Here is a 16011-nt window from a genome sequence, read left to right as displayed (position 1 = left end):
GTTCCTTAGAGTGATTGCATGACTTCTTTAGCAAAAGCATTAAATTGTTCTTTTGGTTTCTTTAGATGATAGTCAAGTGGATGGGTGCCTTTTCCAAAGATTGTTTTGTATGACTCAAATTCAGATAAAATTTGTTGAACGTATGGCAGTTCAAAGTCTTCAATAACAGCATTTCGGATCTTGAAATAACTAGATGTGTCTTTCATGCGGTTGAAAACCAGTTTCACATTTAAGTCGGGTTTTTCTTCCATGGCTTTTTTAATGATTTTTACAGTATCTTCCATGGCCCAAATATCAGGGGATGAAATAGCAAGTGGCATTAATACTATGTCTGAAGCGAAAACAAGCGCACGCATAACTTCAGCGATCCGTGGGGGTGCGTCGATAATAACGTAGTCGAATTTCGCTTGCTCCCAAGCTAGTTGTAAAATGCTTAATAGTTCTTCTAAGTCGTGTGCGGTTGCATGCTGGTGGTTTTTGGCATGTTTATGATTAGCAAAAAGCGTAGTCCAAGAGGTAAGCGTGGCTTGTTGCATGTCTGCATCAACAGTCAGTACAGAATGACCCTTGCTAAGTAAATACCCAGCCATAAATGCTGAAAGCGTAGATTTTCCAACTCCACCTTTAAGCTGAAGAACAGAAATATATTTAGTCATGTTGTTTTCCCAATTTATAAAGTATTTGTTTAAATGAACACAGTGTTTAAATGAACATAGTGTTTAAATGAACAAAGCAATCATATAGAAAAAATTACCTATGTTCAATGCATAAAAAAACCGCCGTGAGGCGGTTAGTGGTGTTTATGTTGTGGTGGGGCAGATTGAATAAAATCAATCGGTTCAGCTGGGTTTTTCTTTGCTTGTTTATATTCATCCCAGACTTGGCGGAGAACGCCATCCTTAATGGTCTGCATGTATATACCTTTCTTTTTGAGGACTTCAATTAAGCGCACGCCGTCTTTCTTCATTTGTTCGTCAATATAGTTTTTCAATTCTAAAGAAGCAGGGGTGTTGAAATCTGGTTTCGGCTTATTTGCAACTTGGGCTTGCTGTTGAGTATTCCCTTGATTGTGTTGTTGGTTATTCCCTTGGTGATTATTCTGGAAACTATTCACTGGGCGATTAGCTTGGTTGTTCTGATTTCGGTTATTTTGCTGGCTGGATCTATAGCTATTATTTTGATTGAAAGAACGCTGGTTATAGTTTTGGTTATTTCGTTTTTCTAAAGACTCTTTAGCCTCTTCATCGCTTTCAATAGGGATAGCAAAGAGCTGGCTATAAAGTGCTTTATCCGCGCTAGTTTGGGCCTTAACGATAGCTTTGTCGCCATTATCATTGGCTTCGCCAGTTTTGCATAATTCAATCTTTGATCCATCTATGGCTGATGTAATGGTATAGCGAATTAGCACAACAGCCTTAAATGTAATCTCATTTTTGTTATTTAAATATTGAGATACGGTAGAAGATTCGACATTCCCGACACACGTTATATGGTTTGCAACCATAAGCGGGGTAACAACACGGTAAATATCGTAAATACTGCGGTACTTGTACTTCTGATGTGTGTTGTCGTGTGTCTGCGCAATACCCCCTTGGTCGAGAATACTGCGCGTAATAGCGAGAATGCCCAAGAGCACTTCACGGCCATTTTCTAAATCATTTTTGCATGGTGAATTTGGCTTCAATTCAACAGAAACCATTTTTTTTTCAGATTGCGGGTTGTTTTGATTTTGATTATTCATGGCTTATTCCTTGTCTGTCTGAGGTGCTTCAAAAGAGATCTTTTTGTTAAGGTCATCTTTATAATCAAGCAACACGTATTCCTGAGCCTCAGACTCAATATCGATAGCGCGTACCAGTAATTTCGTGAAAATAACTGCCCCAATGAAAGAAAAGAGCAAAACCATTAGTATTTTTAGCGCCTTGTCATGGGCTTTGACTTTTACGCTAAATTTTGTGTGAACTTGGTTTAGATCGATAAGGGGTTTAGCTGTATCTGTCACATAAGCAGTGTGAACTACTTTGCTATTCTCTTTTTGTAATAAGTCATGCTTATTACTTAATTCATGATTTGATAAAGTTTTCATATGTCTGGCTAGTAACATTGTGATGCAATAATATTCTCATGAGAATAGTTATTATGCAATAGGGAATAGATAATTAAATAAATCCAGCCAAACTATTCAAAAAAAGGCATAAAAAAAAGTGACTTAGAAAGCCACTTTTTTGTTAAAAAATGTACAAATGAGGTTTTTATATTTTATTGGTCACATACACCACACGGCCCAGAATACTAAAGCTTTCCTCACTGCGAGAGATTGTGTAGTCAGGGAAGTCCGATTCTTTAGCACGAATTAAAATTGAATTATTCGGCTGTACATACAGACAACGAGTAAAAATCTGGTTCCCAGTCTGTACTACAAACATATCGCCATTGGTTATATTTTTGTCTAAGGTGTCAAAAGTTACACAAGCGCCAGCCTTGATTTCTGGGGACATAGCACGGTCAGGCTCTATGATGAAACGGAGTTCACGATTCTGAATATTCGTAATTTGATCATTAGAAACGATAATGATGCTTTTGGCTTCTTTACGTTCTAAGTCGGACAGCTCCAATCCTTCTTTGCCATGGTAATAATGATTAACGATAGTGAATGGTGACTGCTCAATGAATAAAGAATTGTTATTAATCACTGCTATGTTTTTATCGTTTGTATCATTCCCTGCTAACCAGTCCTTATTCTTTCCGACCACCTTGGCAATGGATTCAAGTAGGTGGGAGTTACGAGTTTCACCACTGATAATTTTACTAATGGTTGATTGGCCTGAGTCAATACGTCGAGCCAGTTCAGACTGAGACATCTTGAGTTCATCTAATACAAGTTCTAAGCGCACGGCCCCAAGCGGTCGCTTTGTGCGCTGTAGTCCACGTCCTTTTTTAATGTAAGAAATGATTTGCCCACCCTCAGCCTTATCGTCTTCGATTTTAATGTTTTCCCAAACGTTATCATTGTTTTTGCTGTTATTTTCTGGCTGTGCATTCATGAATTGTTTCTCCAAAGTTGATTAATCGATGATCTATCGAGCATAGATTTGGGACAATTATGCAAATAAGTGAATAAATAACAAATGCCCAAGGTTAGGTAGTATAAAGATAAAACTTGATTAATTATTCTTTTGAGAATAGCATCCGATTCTAACCAAAATAAAGAATTTGGAGAGGAACTTGAAAAATGCACACTAAAATTCGCAAGGGTGAACCCAGAAAAAAGCTCATTGATGTCGTTCCAGAAGAGGGTAAGAAAGCGATTAAAAATTTCAATAACGCATATAAGATTTTTTTTAAAAATCAGACACATGCTGGTGATGTTTTAAAGGTTTCTCAAGGGACAATTAATCGCTATTTATCTGGGGCGCTGTTGGTACCGTTGGAGGTGGCCCATCGTCTTGAAATCTTTACTAATGGGGCTATTCCTTCAACGACTATATTTTTTGATTATCAAGCATACCTTTATGATTTAAAAAAATATGCAAAACAAGGTGTTAAAAAGCAAAACTGATGCTTTAAAACGTGTACAAAAACTAAACAAATATGTGACGAAAGTTACATAAATGTTTTCAAATCAGGGATAAACAATGACTAGCCTAGCCAATGCCGACATTTTTAGTTCGGTGTTATCCAGTAACGCGCCTGAAAATGATAAAAATATTTTTCGGGCACCGCATGATCGACAAAATCCTTATACGCTTGTCACCAATAAGCTATTGCGGGATACCACAATAAAGCATTCTGATCGTGGCCTTATGTGCCAGCTACTTTCTTGGTCGGATCATCATAGGCTTTGTATTCAAGCCGTCGTTAAGAAGAGCATAGAGGGCCGTGACGCTATTCGCGGGATGATAGACCGTTTAATCACGGCGGGCTATATACGCATGATCCAATCTAAGTCCAGTAATGGGCAATTCGATACAGTGACTTACCAGATTTATGAGCAATCGCTAGGTGTGGTGGTCGCTGATTTAGATTTGGATGGAATCGCTGGGGATGTTCAGCCTTCACCGCAAATGGACTTATTCGGCTTTGATGGTCTGGATGAAAGCGCCGTGAAAATTGAAAGTGTGAACTCAACCGCAAACGGGAAAGCCGTAAGCGGAAAAGGCGACACTAATAATAACTATGATTCAAGAAATACTATTCTTAGTAGTAATAAAGCGGATGAAAGCATGATTGGTAATCAGGAAAATCAAGAGCAACCATTAGACCAAGGCACGCTATTAAGAAAATGGCATCTGCAATTGGATAACCCGCAACTGCAGTACAAATTGGGTATGTCTGGTCTATCCACTTTTTTGACTTCACAAGAGCAATTGAATCGTTTCTTGATTGACTTCAATCAACAACATGAAAAATACAAGCACCTACCTGAGCATAAGCGCCTGCATAATTTCATTGTGTACTTGAATCGCTTGAAATACACCAAGCAAGAGTATGCAAAGCACATAGCCCGTCTAAGAGCACTTGGTTTTGATATACCAATGCCAGCAACTAAAACCGCGTCTGCTAAGCAAAATGACTTAAATCAGCGCATACAGCGCCAGCAATCGGGCTGTAATCCATTTCCAGTGAATGCTGGTATACCTGAGCCTATTCAGCCAGCCGATGAAAACTATCTGAAAAGCTTAGAAGGGTTTTAAAAATGGGGGCTGATATGCAAACCAAAAAGACAATGCACTGTGTACTTCACGGTGATTACATAAAATTTGTCACAGATCCTTCAATGGCTTGTCCTCACTGTGAGTCGGAGAATCTAAAGAAGAGTGAACAAAAGGCGATTGAAAAGCAAACTATTCAATCCCAGTCGGAGCTGGTTGAAGTTGTCATAATGTGCGATACACACGGCGAAAAATTAATTGAAGTGCCCCGCTTTATGGCAAAAATGGCAAGACATTGCCCCGATTGTGTGGGGGTGAAGAGAGATATTGAGTTAAAACCACTCATTCAACAGACAGTGAATGAAGAGCTTAAAAAAACGGGCATTCCAGAAAATTATATTGGGCAGACTTTTGCTGGTCAGGATGATATGCGAAGCCCTAAACAGCGACTTATTGTTGGTCGGCTTATCCAGTATGTGAAGGATTTAATCAGTACAGGTCATTCTGAAGGTGCCAAGAACATTTTGTTGTCTGGGAATTTGGGCACGGGCAAGACTTTGTACGCGAGTATTCTACTTCAGGCGGTATTGAATCGTGCGCTGGCCGATGGTGTACAGGATGAGCGTGATATTCGGTTGAAGGGCCGTTTATCGGTGCAGTTTGTGAGTGAGCCAAATCTTTTAAATCAGCTCACAGCAATCTGGAAATCAAACACTGATACGCAAAAAGCAATGATTGCGCGGTTGGCTGAAAAAAGCATTTTGGTGATTGATGATGTTGGGACGATTTCATCTACAAATACGCATTTATTGGATTTATACGCGAATTTGCTTGATGAACGGTATAAGCGTCGTTTGCCGACGATTATCACATCAAACCTTATGCATGATGATTTAAAGCTGGCGATTGGCGCTAGATCGGCTGATCGGTTTTTTGAAAAGAATCGAGTGATTATTGCGAATTTTGACTGGGGCAGTTATCGCGCTGGCACCAGTCCAGAAGAGATTGAAATGTTTTAATTAAAAACAAGAGGGTCAAACATGAAAGCAAGTGCTACTGTGCGTATTGAAAATAACATTTTGCGCGTTGAACTAATCAAAAAATGGGTACGTGCCCGCCGTGGTCGGATGACGGTATTGGCTAAGGCCACGGGAAAAAATAAAAAAGATTTGTATGACACGATTTTTGAAAATCGAATGTCAGCTGAGCTGGTGAATACCGTAGAGCGAAAGAAAAGCGAAATTGAAGCGCTTGAGCGTGAATGTATTAAGTTTTTCCCGTTCTTTTTACGTTTCACCCGTAAAGGTCAGGGGCGCATTGGCAAGTTGGCTGAAAAGCTTGAAACATCGTCGAATGTGATCCGTGATTTATCTAAATCAAAAGGGGACAGTCGCTATCGCCTTATTAGTTACGGTGTTGAAGGAATTAAACAGGCGATCCGTGAAATTGAAAATGAGCGCCGTGACCATTCGTATAACCATGAAAAAATCGATGTTAAAGCTTATTTGAGCGATGAAGTTCAAAAGAAGTCTTATACGTTGCTTGAGATCATGGGCTTGGCCGATATGATTAAGCAACAGGCCGATGCGGGCAATGAAGATAGTGCGGTGATTTGCCGTCGTGATGGGGATAAATACAGAATTTTATCTATTGGTTTTGATACTAAGTTTAATGATATGTGTAAAAGCCATGTATGCGATAAGAATGATCCGCATATTCATGCAACTTTCTTTGCCTCATTGAATGTTCCGCGAAAAGAACGTAACCAAGTGGGCCAGATAATCAGTTTTGCGCATAGTGCGCCGTGCCCAAATTGTGCGCCAAAATTAATCGACCTGAATATCGATGAAGTTTATTGCTTATTGGAGCCTGAATTATTGGGGGGTATTGATGCTTTGGGGGATGTGGGTATCCCAGTCTATAAATACAATCTGGTGACAAAGAGCCTTAAGACGATTAATTCTGTTACCAAGCACATGGCGTAGTTAAAACTACATATAAAAAAACGCTGTAGCTATTCCCTTTGGAATGGCTACTATTCAAACTGGGGATAAAATGAGTACATATACACAAGATATTCACACTCAAACTTATCAATTTTCTTATGAAATCACGTTCGCCCCGAAAGGAATGCATGTGCCAAAGACTGGGCTGTTAAGTGGCCGTGGTGCAGATGACGTTATTTTGCAATTAGTGAATCAATTCCCTGCATGCAAAGGGAAGGTAAAACGGGTAAAACAATGACGATCTTTGATGAAGAGCTAGATATGTTGCTGGCGGATAGAGAGCTTACTTTAAGTGTGATGGGCCTTATTCCGAAACAAGCAACAGATTTCCGTATGAACATGGGCCATCCTATCTTCTATAGGGATGAAAAATACATTGGAGAGGCCTATAGAAAGCCCGTAGAGCGTTACATTCGATATTTAGATGCCTTTGTGCCAATGTTGTCGTTAAATCGCCCATGGGATGACTTTAAGCGCGAAAATTATGTGTTTGGAGTAGGTGAGTTCAGACAGAAAGCATCGCATAGCTATCCATTTGAAGTGATCGGGGTGGATGCTGTGAAGACAATATTAGAAGCACGGCCAGAGGGGAGTAGGTATTTCAATTACTTATCAGGTAAATATTATCGCACTGGATGCAATGAGTTCGCTGAATATTCTGTGTTTGGTGGGCGCATGTGGTTGTCTTCAGCATGTCTAAATGAAAACCTAGCCGATGAATTTATTAATCTTGATGAACTGCAGTCAATTGTTAATGTCATAGATCGATAGCGCAGTGAATTTCAGATATGCCCTCAGTAAAGGGCATTTTTTTTGCCTATTCCTTAATTATTCTATTGCGAATAGTATAGATTGAATATTATACTCAGTCAGGAATAATTATAGGGCTTTTTTATGCTTAGAGAGAATATGAAAGTTAATGAATCACTTTGGGCTGATGTGTTGGTTTGGGTTTTAACAATTAATTTCTTGTTGGCTGTTTTAAAGGTCACTACAGCTTTTTATAAAAACCCAAGTATTGCGTCTTGGATAGCAAGCCTTTTGGTTGTGTCACTCATGATTGGTTTTTCGATTTTTCTGGGTCATCTGGAATTTGAAGTTAAAAAAACTTTGAAAAAGGCTGATAAATAATGGCTATGGACAGTCCAGAAAAACGTATTCAGCGTGGAGCACGCATTAAAGCAATACGAGTATCAAAACATATCAGCGCGTCAGAGCTGGCCCGCTATCTCAATATCAGTCGAAATAGCTATATCCGTATTGAGGATGGAGTTCGTGAAATGCGGTGTTTCGAGGCTATTGCTATAGCTGAATTTCTAAATGTTCATTTATTCAAAATTATGGATGTTACGCCTAAGCCTATCGTGTCATCACGTACACGAGAAATGGCTTTGGAAAGTGGTTTTAATCCGTGGGAACTAGGCAATCGTTTTCAAAAGTTCGCCGATTCTGTCGTTCAATCAGTTCAATAAAAATTGGGAAAGTTTCAACATGGCTCAAAAAGTAGCTACGCCTTTAATTCAAGTAGATCCAGCTGTTTTCACGCGCTTTATTCAAGAAAATGATGGTGCTGTACGTGGACTGTTATTAAGTCAACTTGAAGATATTTTGATTCAAGGATGTATGGCTGTATATGGCAATAATCAGACTCGAATTGCTGAAGCCTTGGGGGTGAATCGCGGTACCTTGCGTACCCGTATGAAAGAACTTGGTTATATAGGGTTGTGATATGGATTTATTAGCAACGTATACGTTGAGATATGACGACCTACGGGCTTGCCTTCTGTTTTCAGCGAAAAGTGATCCCAGATCATACCTACAGTCTGTTCAAGTCGGGCATGGCTTAGTTTGTGCGACGAATGGGCATATGGTTTTAATCTGTGATGAACCAGAGGCCGTCGGGTTTGATGTTCTTATTCCTAGCGCCGTGGTGAAGTCCTTTATTGCCAAGCTTGGGACTAAACGTGATTTTTTAGTGAATTTAAGCCAAGTCAGTTCTGAATTTTGGCTATTGCATCACTATGACTGTTATGAGCTTTTTAAGCCATTAGAAGGTAAGTTCCCAGATATAAAAAAAGTGGATATGCCAAAGCCTGAAAGCTATGAGTCAAAGCAATTTCCATTGTTAAATTTTGATTTCTTGATGGTGTTTCACAAAGCATCTGCCATTTATCTAAAAATGCCAGCACCGCGTATTTACCCAACTTCAACAAATGGCAATGTGTACATTGAAATCAATGACCGTGTACACGGGATCATTTGCCCTATGCGGAGTGAAGAGTAAGTGAAGACTCAATACTGTGAGCACTGTTTTAACGGTGATGATGACACGGTATTTCCGTATTACGGATTGGCCCCGCATAAATCAGCGCTGGACGCTGAAGCAGAAAAAGCGCCGTTACCTGAGAATTTCACCCCAGATGAAGATGGGATGGGTATTTATACGCACTGCCTTGTTTGTGGTGCCGATGGTGGGCCAGAGCTGAAAACGTCTATAGAAGAGCTTAAACAGCGCATTGAAGTGAAAAAAAGTGAGAGTGAAAAATAATGATCGGTAAAAAGATTTATAGCTTTAAGGCTATTGGTGGTAGTCGGCTTGTTACTGGTCGAGTGTGTGCGGAGAACATGAAGGACGCAACAAATCAGGTTTTAGAGAAAATTAAAGGTCAGGGGCAAATGAATGTAAATGTCACTGAGCTACGGAACCAAAATAAAGCGATGAAAGAGTGGATAGATCAAGGGGGTAAACAGCCATGAGTGAAAAGAACATGCTAGTGATCAATCACATTGAGCCATTAGGGTTGATTGCTGAAAGTGGCGCTGAATTGGCTACTGCCTTTTGTAATACATATTTTCTGCAAGCTGTGAATGAAATCGCAGAACAAAATAATCTTGAAGCAACTCATTTTATGGGAAGTGTTGCGGGTTGCGTATTGGCTCAAATGTTTCAAGACGTTCCCCTAAACCAGCTTGATTCAGTTTTGTCACAGTTGCGCAGTTTTGTCATTCAAGTGCGTGGAGCATAAGACTAATGGAAAATTCACAAATTAAAGAAATTGCCTTGGCAAATGGCTTCACACTTAAAGAGCAACTAGGCGGACATATGGATTTAAACCCATATGTTTATGAATTTGCCCAAGCCATTAAAAAAGAGGCTTTGGAGCAAGCACGTAGCGTATATGGACAGAGTGCTGTAACCGACGCGGACACTGATAGCATTGATAGTGATATTGATAAGGCTAGGGATGGTTTTATTGAAGAGCACTTATTGGATAATTCTGAGAGTGAAGAATTAGAAATGTTGATTTCTAAGGCTTGTGTGCTTGGTGAGCTGTATGAGCGTAAGAAGTGGCAAGAAGGTAACGGGTTAGCCATTCATGAAGCTCTAAACACTGGTGAGGCGCAAATAGGGTGTAAATTAGAAGAGTTTAAAAAGCTTTGGATTGCTGGTGGTGGTCATTTTGCTCATTTTACCTATTTACCAAAGGAAGGGGAATGGTCTATCTCAAGTGTGGGTCTTCCAGAAAGCGTATATCCACTATTGTTAAATGCATTAGTGACATTAAATACGGCATGGGTATTCTACTTGGGCGCTTGGTCGAAATGTGAAGCGCTGGCCCGTAAAGAAAAAAATGGTTTATCTGCCGATCTTGGTTTCTCAAAACTGAGAGAGTCGGATTTAAAACAAAAGTTTGATGATATTCAATCTTGGATTGCTATTGAATCACAGCGGGCCAATGAGTTTGTTATGGATGCTATTGTGGTTCCCGCTAATAATTTGGCTGAATTTATTGAAGATTTGCGTACAGGTAATGCAGACAAAGGGGTAAAGGTTGATGAAAGCAAAGAAAATTAAAAAAATCCGTTTCGATGATATTTATGACCATGCGGAAAAGCGTTTAGCGGATGGTGTTGTTGAATCAAATGGGGTAGTTGTCGGCGATCATTCAGATCATGGTAAATCCTATTATGAAGTTCGTTGTGGTTTTTGTAGTGGGTATTTTGATGCGTATAAGTGGTCGCTAAGAGGTGGTGGCAAGCGTTGCCCTCACTGTGATGCATTGATGGGTTCAACTTTCCAGATGTATCAATGGGAGGCCTTGGTTAAGAAGGAAGAGGATAAAGCAAATGCCTAAATTCGCATTAGAAGATGATACCCCAGCTATATTGATCAAAATGAGCTATCAAGAGCGCTGGGCTTGGTATGACAGCATTCTTAAACAGATCCAGAAGGCATCTGGTGAAGATAAGCCATTAGAAATGTCGCCAGACGTAGTTAAGGGTTTTAATTACATGATGGGCCTGAAAGAGATCAAATATTGTCAGGGTGTAGCAAATCATCATAACGCCGTGGTCGCTATGGCTTGTGCTTCGATTGAAACAGATCCGTTAAAGGTGAAAGAGCGCTTAGAGGATTATTTGGATATGGCGGGGGAAACAACTTGGCCCATGTATGAAAGCGCTGAGCATTTTTTTACAGAGCGTTATATGCCGTTCCCTGAGACAGTAGAAGAGCACCGCAAAAGTATACTTGAGTCACAAGCTGTACAAGCACGGGCCAGAGAGAAACTTTCTGTATGGGAAAAACAGAATAAAGCATCTAATTGAATTGGGGGTAAGGCGAAGGCTAATAAATAGCCTAAGCGTGTAAAGACCTTCCAGACAAGGAAAAACGGCAAATATGCCGTTTTTTTGTATTCAGGGGGGAATAAACAAATAATTCACCCCGTAATTGTATAAAAAATGGGGATATATATTAAATTAATGCGTAAATGAGAATATCATCTGTTGTATTCTATTCTTTAGGGAATAGATCAGGGTGTTTTTATGGCAATTAGAGGCGGTCGCGGTGGATGGACGCTAGATGGTATCGAAAAGGCCAAAAAAAGCCCTAAAAGCACCAGTATGACCACAGCGCAATTTAAAAAGGTTGAGAGTGGCAAGGTTTCTGAGTCGGATTTGCAAAAGAGTTTTATTGAGACGATTGAGTTAATCCCATACAAGGGCCGTACCCTTCGAGATTTTGTGTATGCAGTCCCTAATGGTGGATTTCGTACCAAGAGAACGGCCAGTAACCTGAAAAAAGAGGGCGTGAAGGCTGGTGTCCCAGATTTACATTGTTTTGTGGCGGTTCCGCCGTGGCATAGCTTGTATATCGAAATGAAAACGGAAAAAGGGGATTTAACCGACTCACAACGTCATTTAATCCCAATTTTGCGGGCCGAAGGTCACAAGGTTGTTATTTGCCGTAGTGATCAACATGCATTAAGTGAATTATTAAAATACTTGGGGATTCAAGTAGCATGAGTAAACGATTGAAAGAAGCTGAAGAAAAAGAGTTATTTCAAGTGGTGGGCCACAATTGTAAGCTTGCACGTGAAATCAATGGTACGACCCGTGCGCAATTGCAAGATGATGTCTGGGGGTATGAGAATAACCAAAAACACGCTAACCGTGTATCTGAGCTTGAATCTGGCAATAAGCGCATTGAATTAATCACCCTTTACCGTGTATGCAAAACATTGGGCGTAAGTGCTGATTTCATATTAGGGTTTTCGGATGACTACGAGCGTGAAAATTTAGAGGCTAAAACAGCTGGCCTTGTTTTTCAATCGGTGCGTAGTTCCGTGCTTGAGGCGACGGACAATATTTGTTTAACCATGTCTAGGGCTATTCAGTCGCTACCTTCATTCCAAGGTGAGGTTTTAAAGAGTCAGGCCAAGCATGTTGTAGAGCTTGTGGACAAGCGTTCTCATGATTTGATGTGGTGTGCTGAGAATAAGGACATAGTTGAAGCTGTCCAAGACCTAAAAGCCCAGATTATTAATTTCGATAAGTTTTTTGCGCGTCAAATGCGCCTAATTGACGTTGCATCTATGTCCCAGCTTGAAAGCAGTGACGAAGGCTCTAATCGTCGCTTAACCATGTCTGTGCAAGAAGTTAAAACGAATAAGCTGTAATTATGCCAAAAAATGCGGATGCGGACGTTATAAGTAAACGCCATGACACAAATCTATGGGCGGAAATTCGCACGCTTTATGAGTCTAAATACAAACACCCATACGAAAAAATAAAAGCCATTTTAATGGCTGAATTTGCCCTTGAAAAATTTCCATCCCAACGAACGGTCGAGCGCCGTGCAAAGTCTGAAGGCTGGAAAAGAGCTATTTCAGAGGGTGATAGACAGTTTAATGAGACATTTTCAGAAGAGTTCTGGATGTGTGTTCAAAATATATACGAGTCCCATCCAAAGCTAAGTTATAAGCGTTTACGTGAGCTAGTTGAGAATGAGTTGCAATGCGCCGACTTTCCGTCAGCACAGGCAGTCAGTGCCAAGGCAAAGGCGGGGAACTGGGCGCGTGCTGATGCGCTAGTCCAGAAGAATGACGCTGAGTTAAAAAAACTTAAACAGAGCGTCAATCGGCTTGTGAATGACCCGCATATAGTCATCTACGACCATAAAGATAAAAAAATAAAACAGCATAAAAATGAAGAGGATGCAGACGAAGAGTCGCAAGAAGATGAAGGTGAGCTACTAGATTTTGACGTGATGACGGAAATTATTGATAGTGAAAAACGCGCCATCAAAAATCTACTTATGACATCCCAAATCAAGCGCAGAAACATGGCTGAGGTGATTCTTAAAGCCCGTAAGCGCATGTCCATCATGAATGACTTTTCGGACATCCTATCCGATGAACTGGCGTTAAATTTCCAGTTATTAAACTCAACACAGTTTCGGCAAGTGATGGGAGAGGCTGGGGCAGACTTTCTCAAAGAGAAAATGAAGAAACTGGGCCATGTTGCGTCCATCTTTAATGAGCTTTCATTTAACCGCCGTGAGGCATTGAAGTTTGAATTGTCTCTATACGGCGTAACCATTGAAGACCTTCAAAAAGCGGGTGAAACCAGTAAAGCGGTCGCAATGGACGATAACACGGCGTTTGAAGCGCAGAGAGAGAAATTGCGCCAAGAGAAAGAACGTATTGCTGAGCGTAAGCGTTACATTGAATCTGGTGGGCTTCAATCAGATGTGAATGAAGAAATGAAAAAACGCATGGCTGAGGCTGATATAGAAGACGCTGAGGTTATAGAGGTGGAGTAACTTAGCCCGATTTGGGTGTCCGATTGCTTTTGGGAGAGAGCAATCGGATTTTTTTTGTCTGCCAAGTGGGTGGCAGTCGGCCACACACTTTTCATAGGAATACTCAAAAAATACAGGGTGCCAGACGGCGGATAATTTGCCCGAAGGTTATTTATTTGGACGAACTATGGCTATTAACTTCGATTCAGGCGGGTTCATTATTGGGGAGCGTCGCGCAAAAGAAATTGCCGACGGCGTGAATCAGACCAACGACACAACAAAGCAAATCCTAGATTTTCTCAAAAACACCATGACAGAACTGAAAGCCACGGCTGAAGAACGAGCCAAGGTGAATAAATCTGATTTGGATAGACAAAACCGTCATGGCAAGTCGGTAGATGCGACCAGTAAAGAGGCTGTTGCTGTACGCAAGGTGGTTGATGCATCTGAGAGCTTGGCAAAAGCGGTCGAAAAGGTCAAGAACACGGCGCAGGGGCTTGGTACTGAGCCTTCAGGTCGGTTAGGTGGTGTATCTGGCACCAGAGAGCGTTCAGAACAAGCGCGGGAGCGTGACTCTAAGGGGCGTTTTCTTGGTGCTGGGGGTGCAAAAGAAAGCCGTTCATTCTTTGATTTCATTGGCAAGGCCAAGGACTTCATGTCAGGTAATGGCGGTGTCGATGTTTCAGGGGTAGATCCGACCATTGATGCTTTACGTGAAGTAAAAGACGTTGTTTCACCCGTTGGCCGTGTCTTTGGTGGTATGGGTGCCCGTGCGATTGGTTTGTTCCGTGGTCGCCTTAAAAAGCGCCGTGGTGATGAATTACTCCCTAAAGAACAGATTGATGCTAATAAAGAGCAACAGCGGAACGATAAACAGCGCAATAATCTACTGAAGCGCTTAATTGATGCGGTTCGGGCCAATAGTGGCGGTGGGCTAGGTGGTTTACTTGGTGGCCGTGGTGCCTTGGGGCTATTGGGTGGGCTGGGTAAGGCTGGTTTAAAGCGTTTACCGTTGCTTGGTGCTTTGTTTGGTGGTGCATCTTTAGCGAAGGATTGGAACGGCCTAGACACGGCGGGCAAGGGTAAAGGGCTGGGCGAAGTCATCGGCACAACGGTCGGCGGTGTACTAGGGGCATTCCTTGGGCCAGTGGGTGCTATTGGTGGTGCTGGGTTAGGTCACTATCTGGGTGGTATCTTTGGTAATAAGGTGGGTAAATGGGTTGATGAACTCAGAACGGCCGACTTACCGACCATGTTTAAAGAGCTGGTTAAGGGTGTGCTGAAGACAAATCCAGTTACAGGCATCCCATACCGTCTAGGTGAGAAAGCCTATGGTTTTGGTCAGTCTGTGCGTAACTGGTTTGGCGGGGGTGATAGTAGTTCTAGTGGTGGCGATGGTGGCCCAGTGACCAAGGTTGGCTCACTGTCAGCGGATAAGCAGAAATCCATTTCCCGTGTGGCTAAAAATATTGGTGTCGATGAAAACGATTTGGCTTCAATTATTTCATTTGAAACCAAGGGGACGTTTAGCCCTAAAATTAGAAACCCTAAGTCCAGTGCGACGGGGTTGATTCAGTTTATGGCGGGTACTGGTGGCAAGGCTGGGAGCTATTACGGGATGTCGCGTGACCAGTTCGGTGCTTTATCGTTTGATGAACAGATGAAGTACGTCGAGAGATACTATAAAGACCGTGGTTTCGACGGCACAAAAAAACGCTCATTGGCCGATGCATATACCGCCGTGGCTGGTTATGGTTATAAAAGGGGCAGTAAGGCATATGAATTAAATCGGGTGTGGGATACCGACGGCAATGGGGTGATTGATAAGGGTGAGGCGGTACGAGCGCCACAGTTCCAAGCCCACCGTAAAAAATGGATTAAGCCAGAGGAAAAGCCCATTAATACGGCCAAGGCAAAGCCCCAAGAGGTTCCATTATTTCAACGGCCAGCGAATAGCGGTATGGCCCCTATTCAGGTGCCAAAGGTCACAGCGGAACTTTCCAAGATTGGCCGAAATACCACGGCGCAAGCGAAAAGTAGTGCGCCGACCGATGTGGGCATTGGACAGACTGTTTCAGACCGTGGATTGGCTCACATTACGTCTGGTGGTATTGGTTATGACCGTTATAGCGCATAGTTATCCGTTTTTTATACGTAAAAGAATGGCTGATAGAAAATCTATGCGCTAAAGGCATTATGATGAAACCAATTATTGTTTATAGCGGTTATTTACGTTGCACCCTATGCAAACAAGTAACCGCTAAGACCG

Annotated in this window: 24 protein-coding genes; 20 read left to right on the top strand and 4 right to left on the bottom strand. The window is 41.6% G+C overall.

Annotated features, from left to right (window positions below):
- Window positions 1-5 precede the first annotated feature (5 nt).
- From CDG62_RS00305 to CDG62_RS00290, 4 genes are all read right to left on the bottom strand, one after another.
- Window positions 6-656: a ParA family protein gene (locus CDG62_RS00305; protein WP_087527809.1), complete on the bottom strand. Its 651-nt coding sequence runs from the start codon at window positions 654-656 to the stop codon at window positions 6-8.
- A 134-nt stretch (window positions 657-790) separates the two neighbouring features.
- Complete coding sequence (locus CDG62_RS00300; protein WP_087527810.1) at window positions 791-1741, bottom strand: ERF family protein; 951 nt, start codon at window positions 1739-1741, stop codon at window positions 791-793.
- A 3-nt stretch (window positions 1742-1744) separates the two neighbouring features.
- Entirely contained in the window at window positions 1745-2086 is a 342-nt protein-coding gene (locus CDG62_RS00295; RefSeq protein ID WP_162903998.1) for a hypothetical protein, read from the bottom strand.
- Between the two features lie 166 nt (window positions 2087-2252).
- Window positions 2253-3044 carry a LexA family transcriptional regulator gene (locus CDG62_RS00290; RefSeq protein WP_087527812.1) on the bottom strand — a complete coding sequence of 264 codons (792 nt, stop codon included), beginning with the start codon at window positions 3042-3044 and terminating at the stop codon, window positions 2253-2255.
- 188 nt (window positions 3045-3232) lie between these two features.
- Here CDG62_RS00290 and CDG62_RS00285 point away from each other — a divergent pair, with 188 nt between their 5' ends.
- The 20 genes from CDG62_RS00285 (at window position 3233) to CDG62_RS19475 (ending at window position 15879) form a co-directional block, all read left to right on the top strand.
- A complete protein-coding gene (locus tag CDG62_RS00285) occupies window positions 3233-3559 on the top strand; it encodes a hypothetical protein (RefSeq protein ID WP_087527813.1) in 327 nt (108 codons plus the stop codon).
- Between the two features lie 76 nt (window positions 3560-3635).
- On the top strand, window positions 3636-4694 hold the full coding sequence (locus CDG62_RS00280) for a hypothetical protein (RefSeq protein WP_087527814.1): 1059 nt from the start codon (window positions 3636-3638) through the stop codon (window positions 4692-4694).
- Window positions 4695-4708: 14 nt separating this feature from the next.
- Complete coding sequence (locus CDG62_RS00275; protein WP_162903997.1) at window positions 4709-5671, top strand: ATP-binding protein; 963 nt, start codon at window positions 4709-4711, stop codon at window positions 5669-5671.
- A gap of 21 nt (window positions 5672-5692) precedes the next feature.
- Window positions 5693-6637 (top strand): hypothetical protein, encoded by a 945-nt coding sequence (locus tag CDG62_RS00270; RefSeq protein ID WP_087527816.1) that lies wholly within the window; start codon window positions 5693-5695, stop codon window positions 6635-6637.
- A gap of 70 nt (window positions 6638-6707) precedes the next feature.
- Window positions 6708-6896, top strand: a complete 189-nt coding sequence (locus CDG62_RS00265) for a hypothetical protein (RefSeq protein ID WP_087527817.1) — start codon at window positions 6708-6710, stop codon at window positions 6894-6896.
- Complete coding sequence (locus CDG62_RS00260; protein WP_087527818.1) at window positions 6893-7429, top strand: hypothetical protein; 537 nt, start codon at window positions 6893-6895, stop codon at window positions 7427-7429. Before CDG62_RS00265 ends, CDG62_RS00260 begins: the two co-directional genes overlap by 4 nt.
- 123 nt (window positions 7430-7552) lie before the next feature.
- Window positions 7553-7789 (top strand): hypothetical protein, encoded by a 237-nt coding sequence (locus tag CDG62_RS00255; protein ID WP_162903996.1) that lies wholly within the window; start codon window positions 7553-7555, stop codon window positions 7787-7789.
- Window positions 7789-8130 (top strand): helix-turn-helix domain-containing protein, encoded by a 342-nt coding sequence (locus CDG62_RS00250; RefSeq protein WP_087527820.1) that lies wholly within the window; start codon window positions 7789-7791, stop codon window positions 8128-8130. The genes CDG62_RS00255 and CDG62_RS00250 overlap by 1 nt, the downstream gene beginning before the upstream one ends.
- A 19-nt stretch (window positions 8131-8149) precedes the next feature.
- Window positions 8150-8386 (top strand): helix-turn-helix domain-containing protein, encoded by a 237-nt coding sequence (locus CDG62_RS00245; protein ID WP_087527821.1) that lies wholly within the window; start codon window positions 8150-8152, stop codon window positions 8384-8386.
- A gap of 1 nt (window position 8387) precedes the next feature.
- Window positions 8388-8942 (top strand): hypothetical protein, encoded by a 555-nt coding sequence (locus tag CDG62_RS19485; RefSeq protein WP_087527822.1) that lies wholly within the window; start codon window positions 8388-8390, stop codon window positions 8940-8942.
- Window positions 8943-9206 carry a hypothetical protein gene (locus tag CDG62_RS00235; RefSeq protein WP_228254371.1) on the top strand — a complete coding sequence of 88 codons (264 nt, stop codon included), beginning with the start codon at window positions 8943-8945 and terminating at the stop codon, window positions 9204-9206.
- On the top strand, window positions 9206-9415 hold the full coding sequence (locus CDG62_RS00230) for a hypothetical protein (RefSeq protein ID WP_087527823.1): 210 nt from the start codon (window positions 9206-9208) through the stop codon (window positions 9413-9415). Before CDG62_RS00235 ends, CDG62_RS00230 begins: the two co-directional genes overlap by 1 nt.
- Window positions 9412-9684, top strand: coding sequence for a hypothetical protein (locus CDG62_RS00225; RefSeq protein ID WP_087527824.1), 273 nt, complete (start codon window positions 9412-9414; stop codon window positions 9682-9684). The genes CDG62_RS00230 and CDG62_RS00225 overlap by 4 nt, the downstream gene beginning before the upstream one ends.
- Window positions 9685-9689: 5 nt before the next feature.
- A complete protein-coding gene (locus CDG62_RS00220; protein ID WP_087527825.1) occupies window positions 9690-10514 on the top strand; it encodes a hypothetical protein in 825 nt (274 codons plus the stop codon).
- Complete coding sequence (locus CDG62_RS00215) at window positions 10495-10794, top strand: hypothetical protein (RefSeq protein WP_087527826.1); 300 nt, start codon at window positions 10495-10497, stop codon at window positions 10792-10794. Before CDG62_RS00220 ends, CDG62_RS00215 begins: the two co-directional genes overlap by 20 nt.
- Window positions 10787-11266, top strand: coding sequence for a hypothetical protein (locus tag CDG62_RS00210; protein WP_087527827.1), 480 nt, complete (start codon window positions 10787-10789; stop codon window positions 11264-11266). The genes CDG62_RS00215 and CDG62_RS00210 overlap by 8 nt, the downstream gene beginning before the upstream one ends.
- A 219-nt stretch (window positions 11267-11485) precedes the next feature.
- Complete coding sequence (locus tag CDG62_RS00205) at window positions 11486-11965, top strand: VRR-NUC domain-containing protein (protein ID WP_087527828.1); 480 nt, start codon at window positions 11486-11488, stop codon at window positions 11963-11965.
- Window positions 11962-12618 (top strand): helix-turn-helix transcriptional regulator, encoded by a 657-nt coding sequence (locus CDG62_RS00200; RefSeq protein WP_087527829.1) that lies wholly within the window; start codon window positions 11962-11964, stop codon window positions 12616-12618. The genes CDG62_RS00205 and CDG62_RS00200 overlap by 4 nt, the downstream gene beginning before the upstream one ends.
- Window positions 12619-12620: 2 nt before the next feature.
- Window positions 12621-13763, top strand: coding sequence for a hypothetical protein (locus tag CDG62_RS19480; protein ID WP_228254370.1), 1143 nt, complete (start codon window positions 12621-12623; stop codon window positions 13761-13763).
- 166 nt (window positions 13764-13929) lie between these two features.
- A complete protein-coding gene (locus CDG62_RS19475; protein ID WP_228254369.1) occupies window positions 13930-15879 on the top strand; it encodes a hypothetical protein in 1950 nt (649 codons plus the stop codon).
- Window positions 15880-16011 lie beyond the last annotated feature (132 nt).

This window comes from Acinetobacter sp. WCHA55 (assembly GCF_002165305.2).
Classification (GTDB): Bacteria; Pseudomonadota; Gammaproteobacteria; order Pseudomonadales; family Moraxellaceae; genus Acinetobacter.
This window is presented reverse-complemented; position numbering and strand designations above follow the sequence as displayed.

Bases quoted from the DNA above. Each gene is read 5' to 3' on its own strand.
- CDG62_RS00305 (WP_087527809.1), bottom strand. From the start codon at position 656: ATGACTAAATATATTTCTGTTCTTCAGCTTAAAGGTGGAGTTGGAAAA.
- CDG62_RS00300 (WP_087527810.1), bottom strand. From the start codon at position 1,741: ATGAATAATCAAAATCAAAACAACCCGCAATCTGAAAAAAAAATGGTT.
- CDG62_RS00295 (WP_162903998.1), bottom strand. From the start codon at position 2,086: ATGAAAACTTTATCAAATCATGAATTAAGTAATAAGCATGACTTATTA.
- CDG62_RS00290 (WP_087527812.1), bottom strand. From the start codon at position 3,044: ATGAATGCACAGCCAGAAAATAACAGCAAAAACAATGATAACGTTTGG.
- CDG62_RS00285 (WP_087527813.1), top strand. From the start codon at position 3,233: ATGCACACTAAAATTCGCAAGGGTGAACCCAGAAAAAAGCTCATTGAT.
- CDG62_RS00280 (WP_087527814.1), top strand. From the start codon at position 3,636: ATGACTAGCCTAGCCAATGCCGACATTTTTAGTTCGGTGTTATCCAGT.
- CDG62_RS00275 (WP_162903997.1), top strand. From the start codon at position 4,709: ATGCAAACCAAAAAGACAATGCACTGTGTACTTCACGGTGATTACATA.
- CDG62_RS00270 (WP_087527816.1), top strand. From the start codon at position 5,693: ATGAAAGCAAGTGCTACTGTGCGTATTGAAAATAACATTTTGCGCGTT.
- CDG62_RS00265 (WP_087527817.1), top strand. From the start codon at position 6,708: ATGAGTACATATACACAAGATATTCACACTCAAACTTATCAATTTTCT.
- CDG62_RS00260 (WP_087527818.1), top strand. From the start codon at position 6,893: ATGACGATCTTTGATGAAGAGCTAGATATGTTGCTGGCGGATAGAGAG.
- CDG62_RS00255 (WP_162903996.1), top strand. From the start codon at position 7,553: ATGCTTAGAGAGAATATGAAAGTTAATGAATCACTTTGGGCTGATGTG.
- CDG62_RS00250 (WP_087527820.1), top strand. From the start codon at position 7,789: ATGGCTATGGACAGTCCAGAAAAACGTATTCAGCGTGGAGCACGCATT.
- CDG62_RS00245 (WP_087527821.1), top strand. From the start codon at position 8,150: ATGGCTCAAAAAGTAGCTACGCCTTTAATTCAAGTAGATCCAGCTGTT.
- CDG62_RS19485 (WP_087527822.1), top strand. From the start codon at position 8,388: ATGGATTTATTAGCAACGTATACGTTGAGATATGACGACCTACGGGCT.
- CDG62_RS00230 (WP_087527823.1), top strand. From the start codon at position 9,206: ATGATCGGTAAAAAGATTTATAGCTTTAAGGCTATTGGTGGTAGTCGG.
- CDG62_RS00225 (WP_087527824.1), top strand. From the start codon at position 9,412: ATGAGTGAAAAGAACATGCTAGTGATCAATCACATTGAGCCATTAGGG.
- CDG62_RS00220 (WP_087527825.1), top strand. From the start codon at position 9,690: ATGGAAAATTCACAAATTAAAGAAATTGCCTTGGCAAATGGCTTCACA.
- CDG62_RS00215 (WP_087527826.1), top strand. From the start codon at position 10,495: ATGAAAGCAAAGAAAATTAAAAAAATCCGTTTCGATGATATTTATGAC.
- CDG62_RS00210 (WP_087527827.1), top strand. From the start codon at position 10,787: ATGCCTAAATTCGCATTAGAAGATGATACCCCAGCTATATTGATCAAA.
- CDG62_RS00205 (WP_087527828.1), top strand. From the start codon at position 11,486: ATGGCAATTAGAGGCGGTCGCGGTGGATGGACGCTAGATGGTATCGAA.
- CDG62_RS00200 (WP_087527829.1), top strand. From the start codon at position 11,962: ATGAGTAAACGATTGAAAGAAGCTGAAGAAAAAGAGTTATTTCAAGTG.
- CDG62_RS19480 (WP_228254370.1), top strand. From the start codon at position 12,621: ATGCCAAAAAATGCGGATGCGGACGTTATAAGTAAACGCCATGACACA.
- CDG62_RS19475 (WP_228254369.1), top strand. From the start codon at position 13,930: ATGGCTATTAACTTCGATTCAGGCGGGTTCATTATTGGGGAGCGTCGC.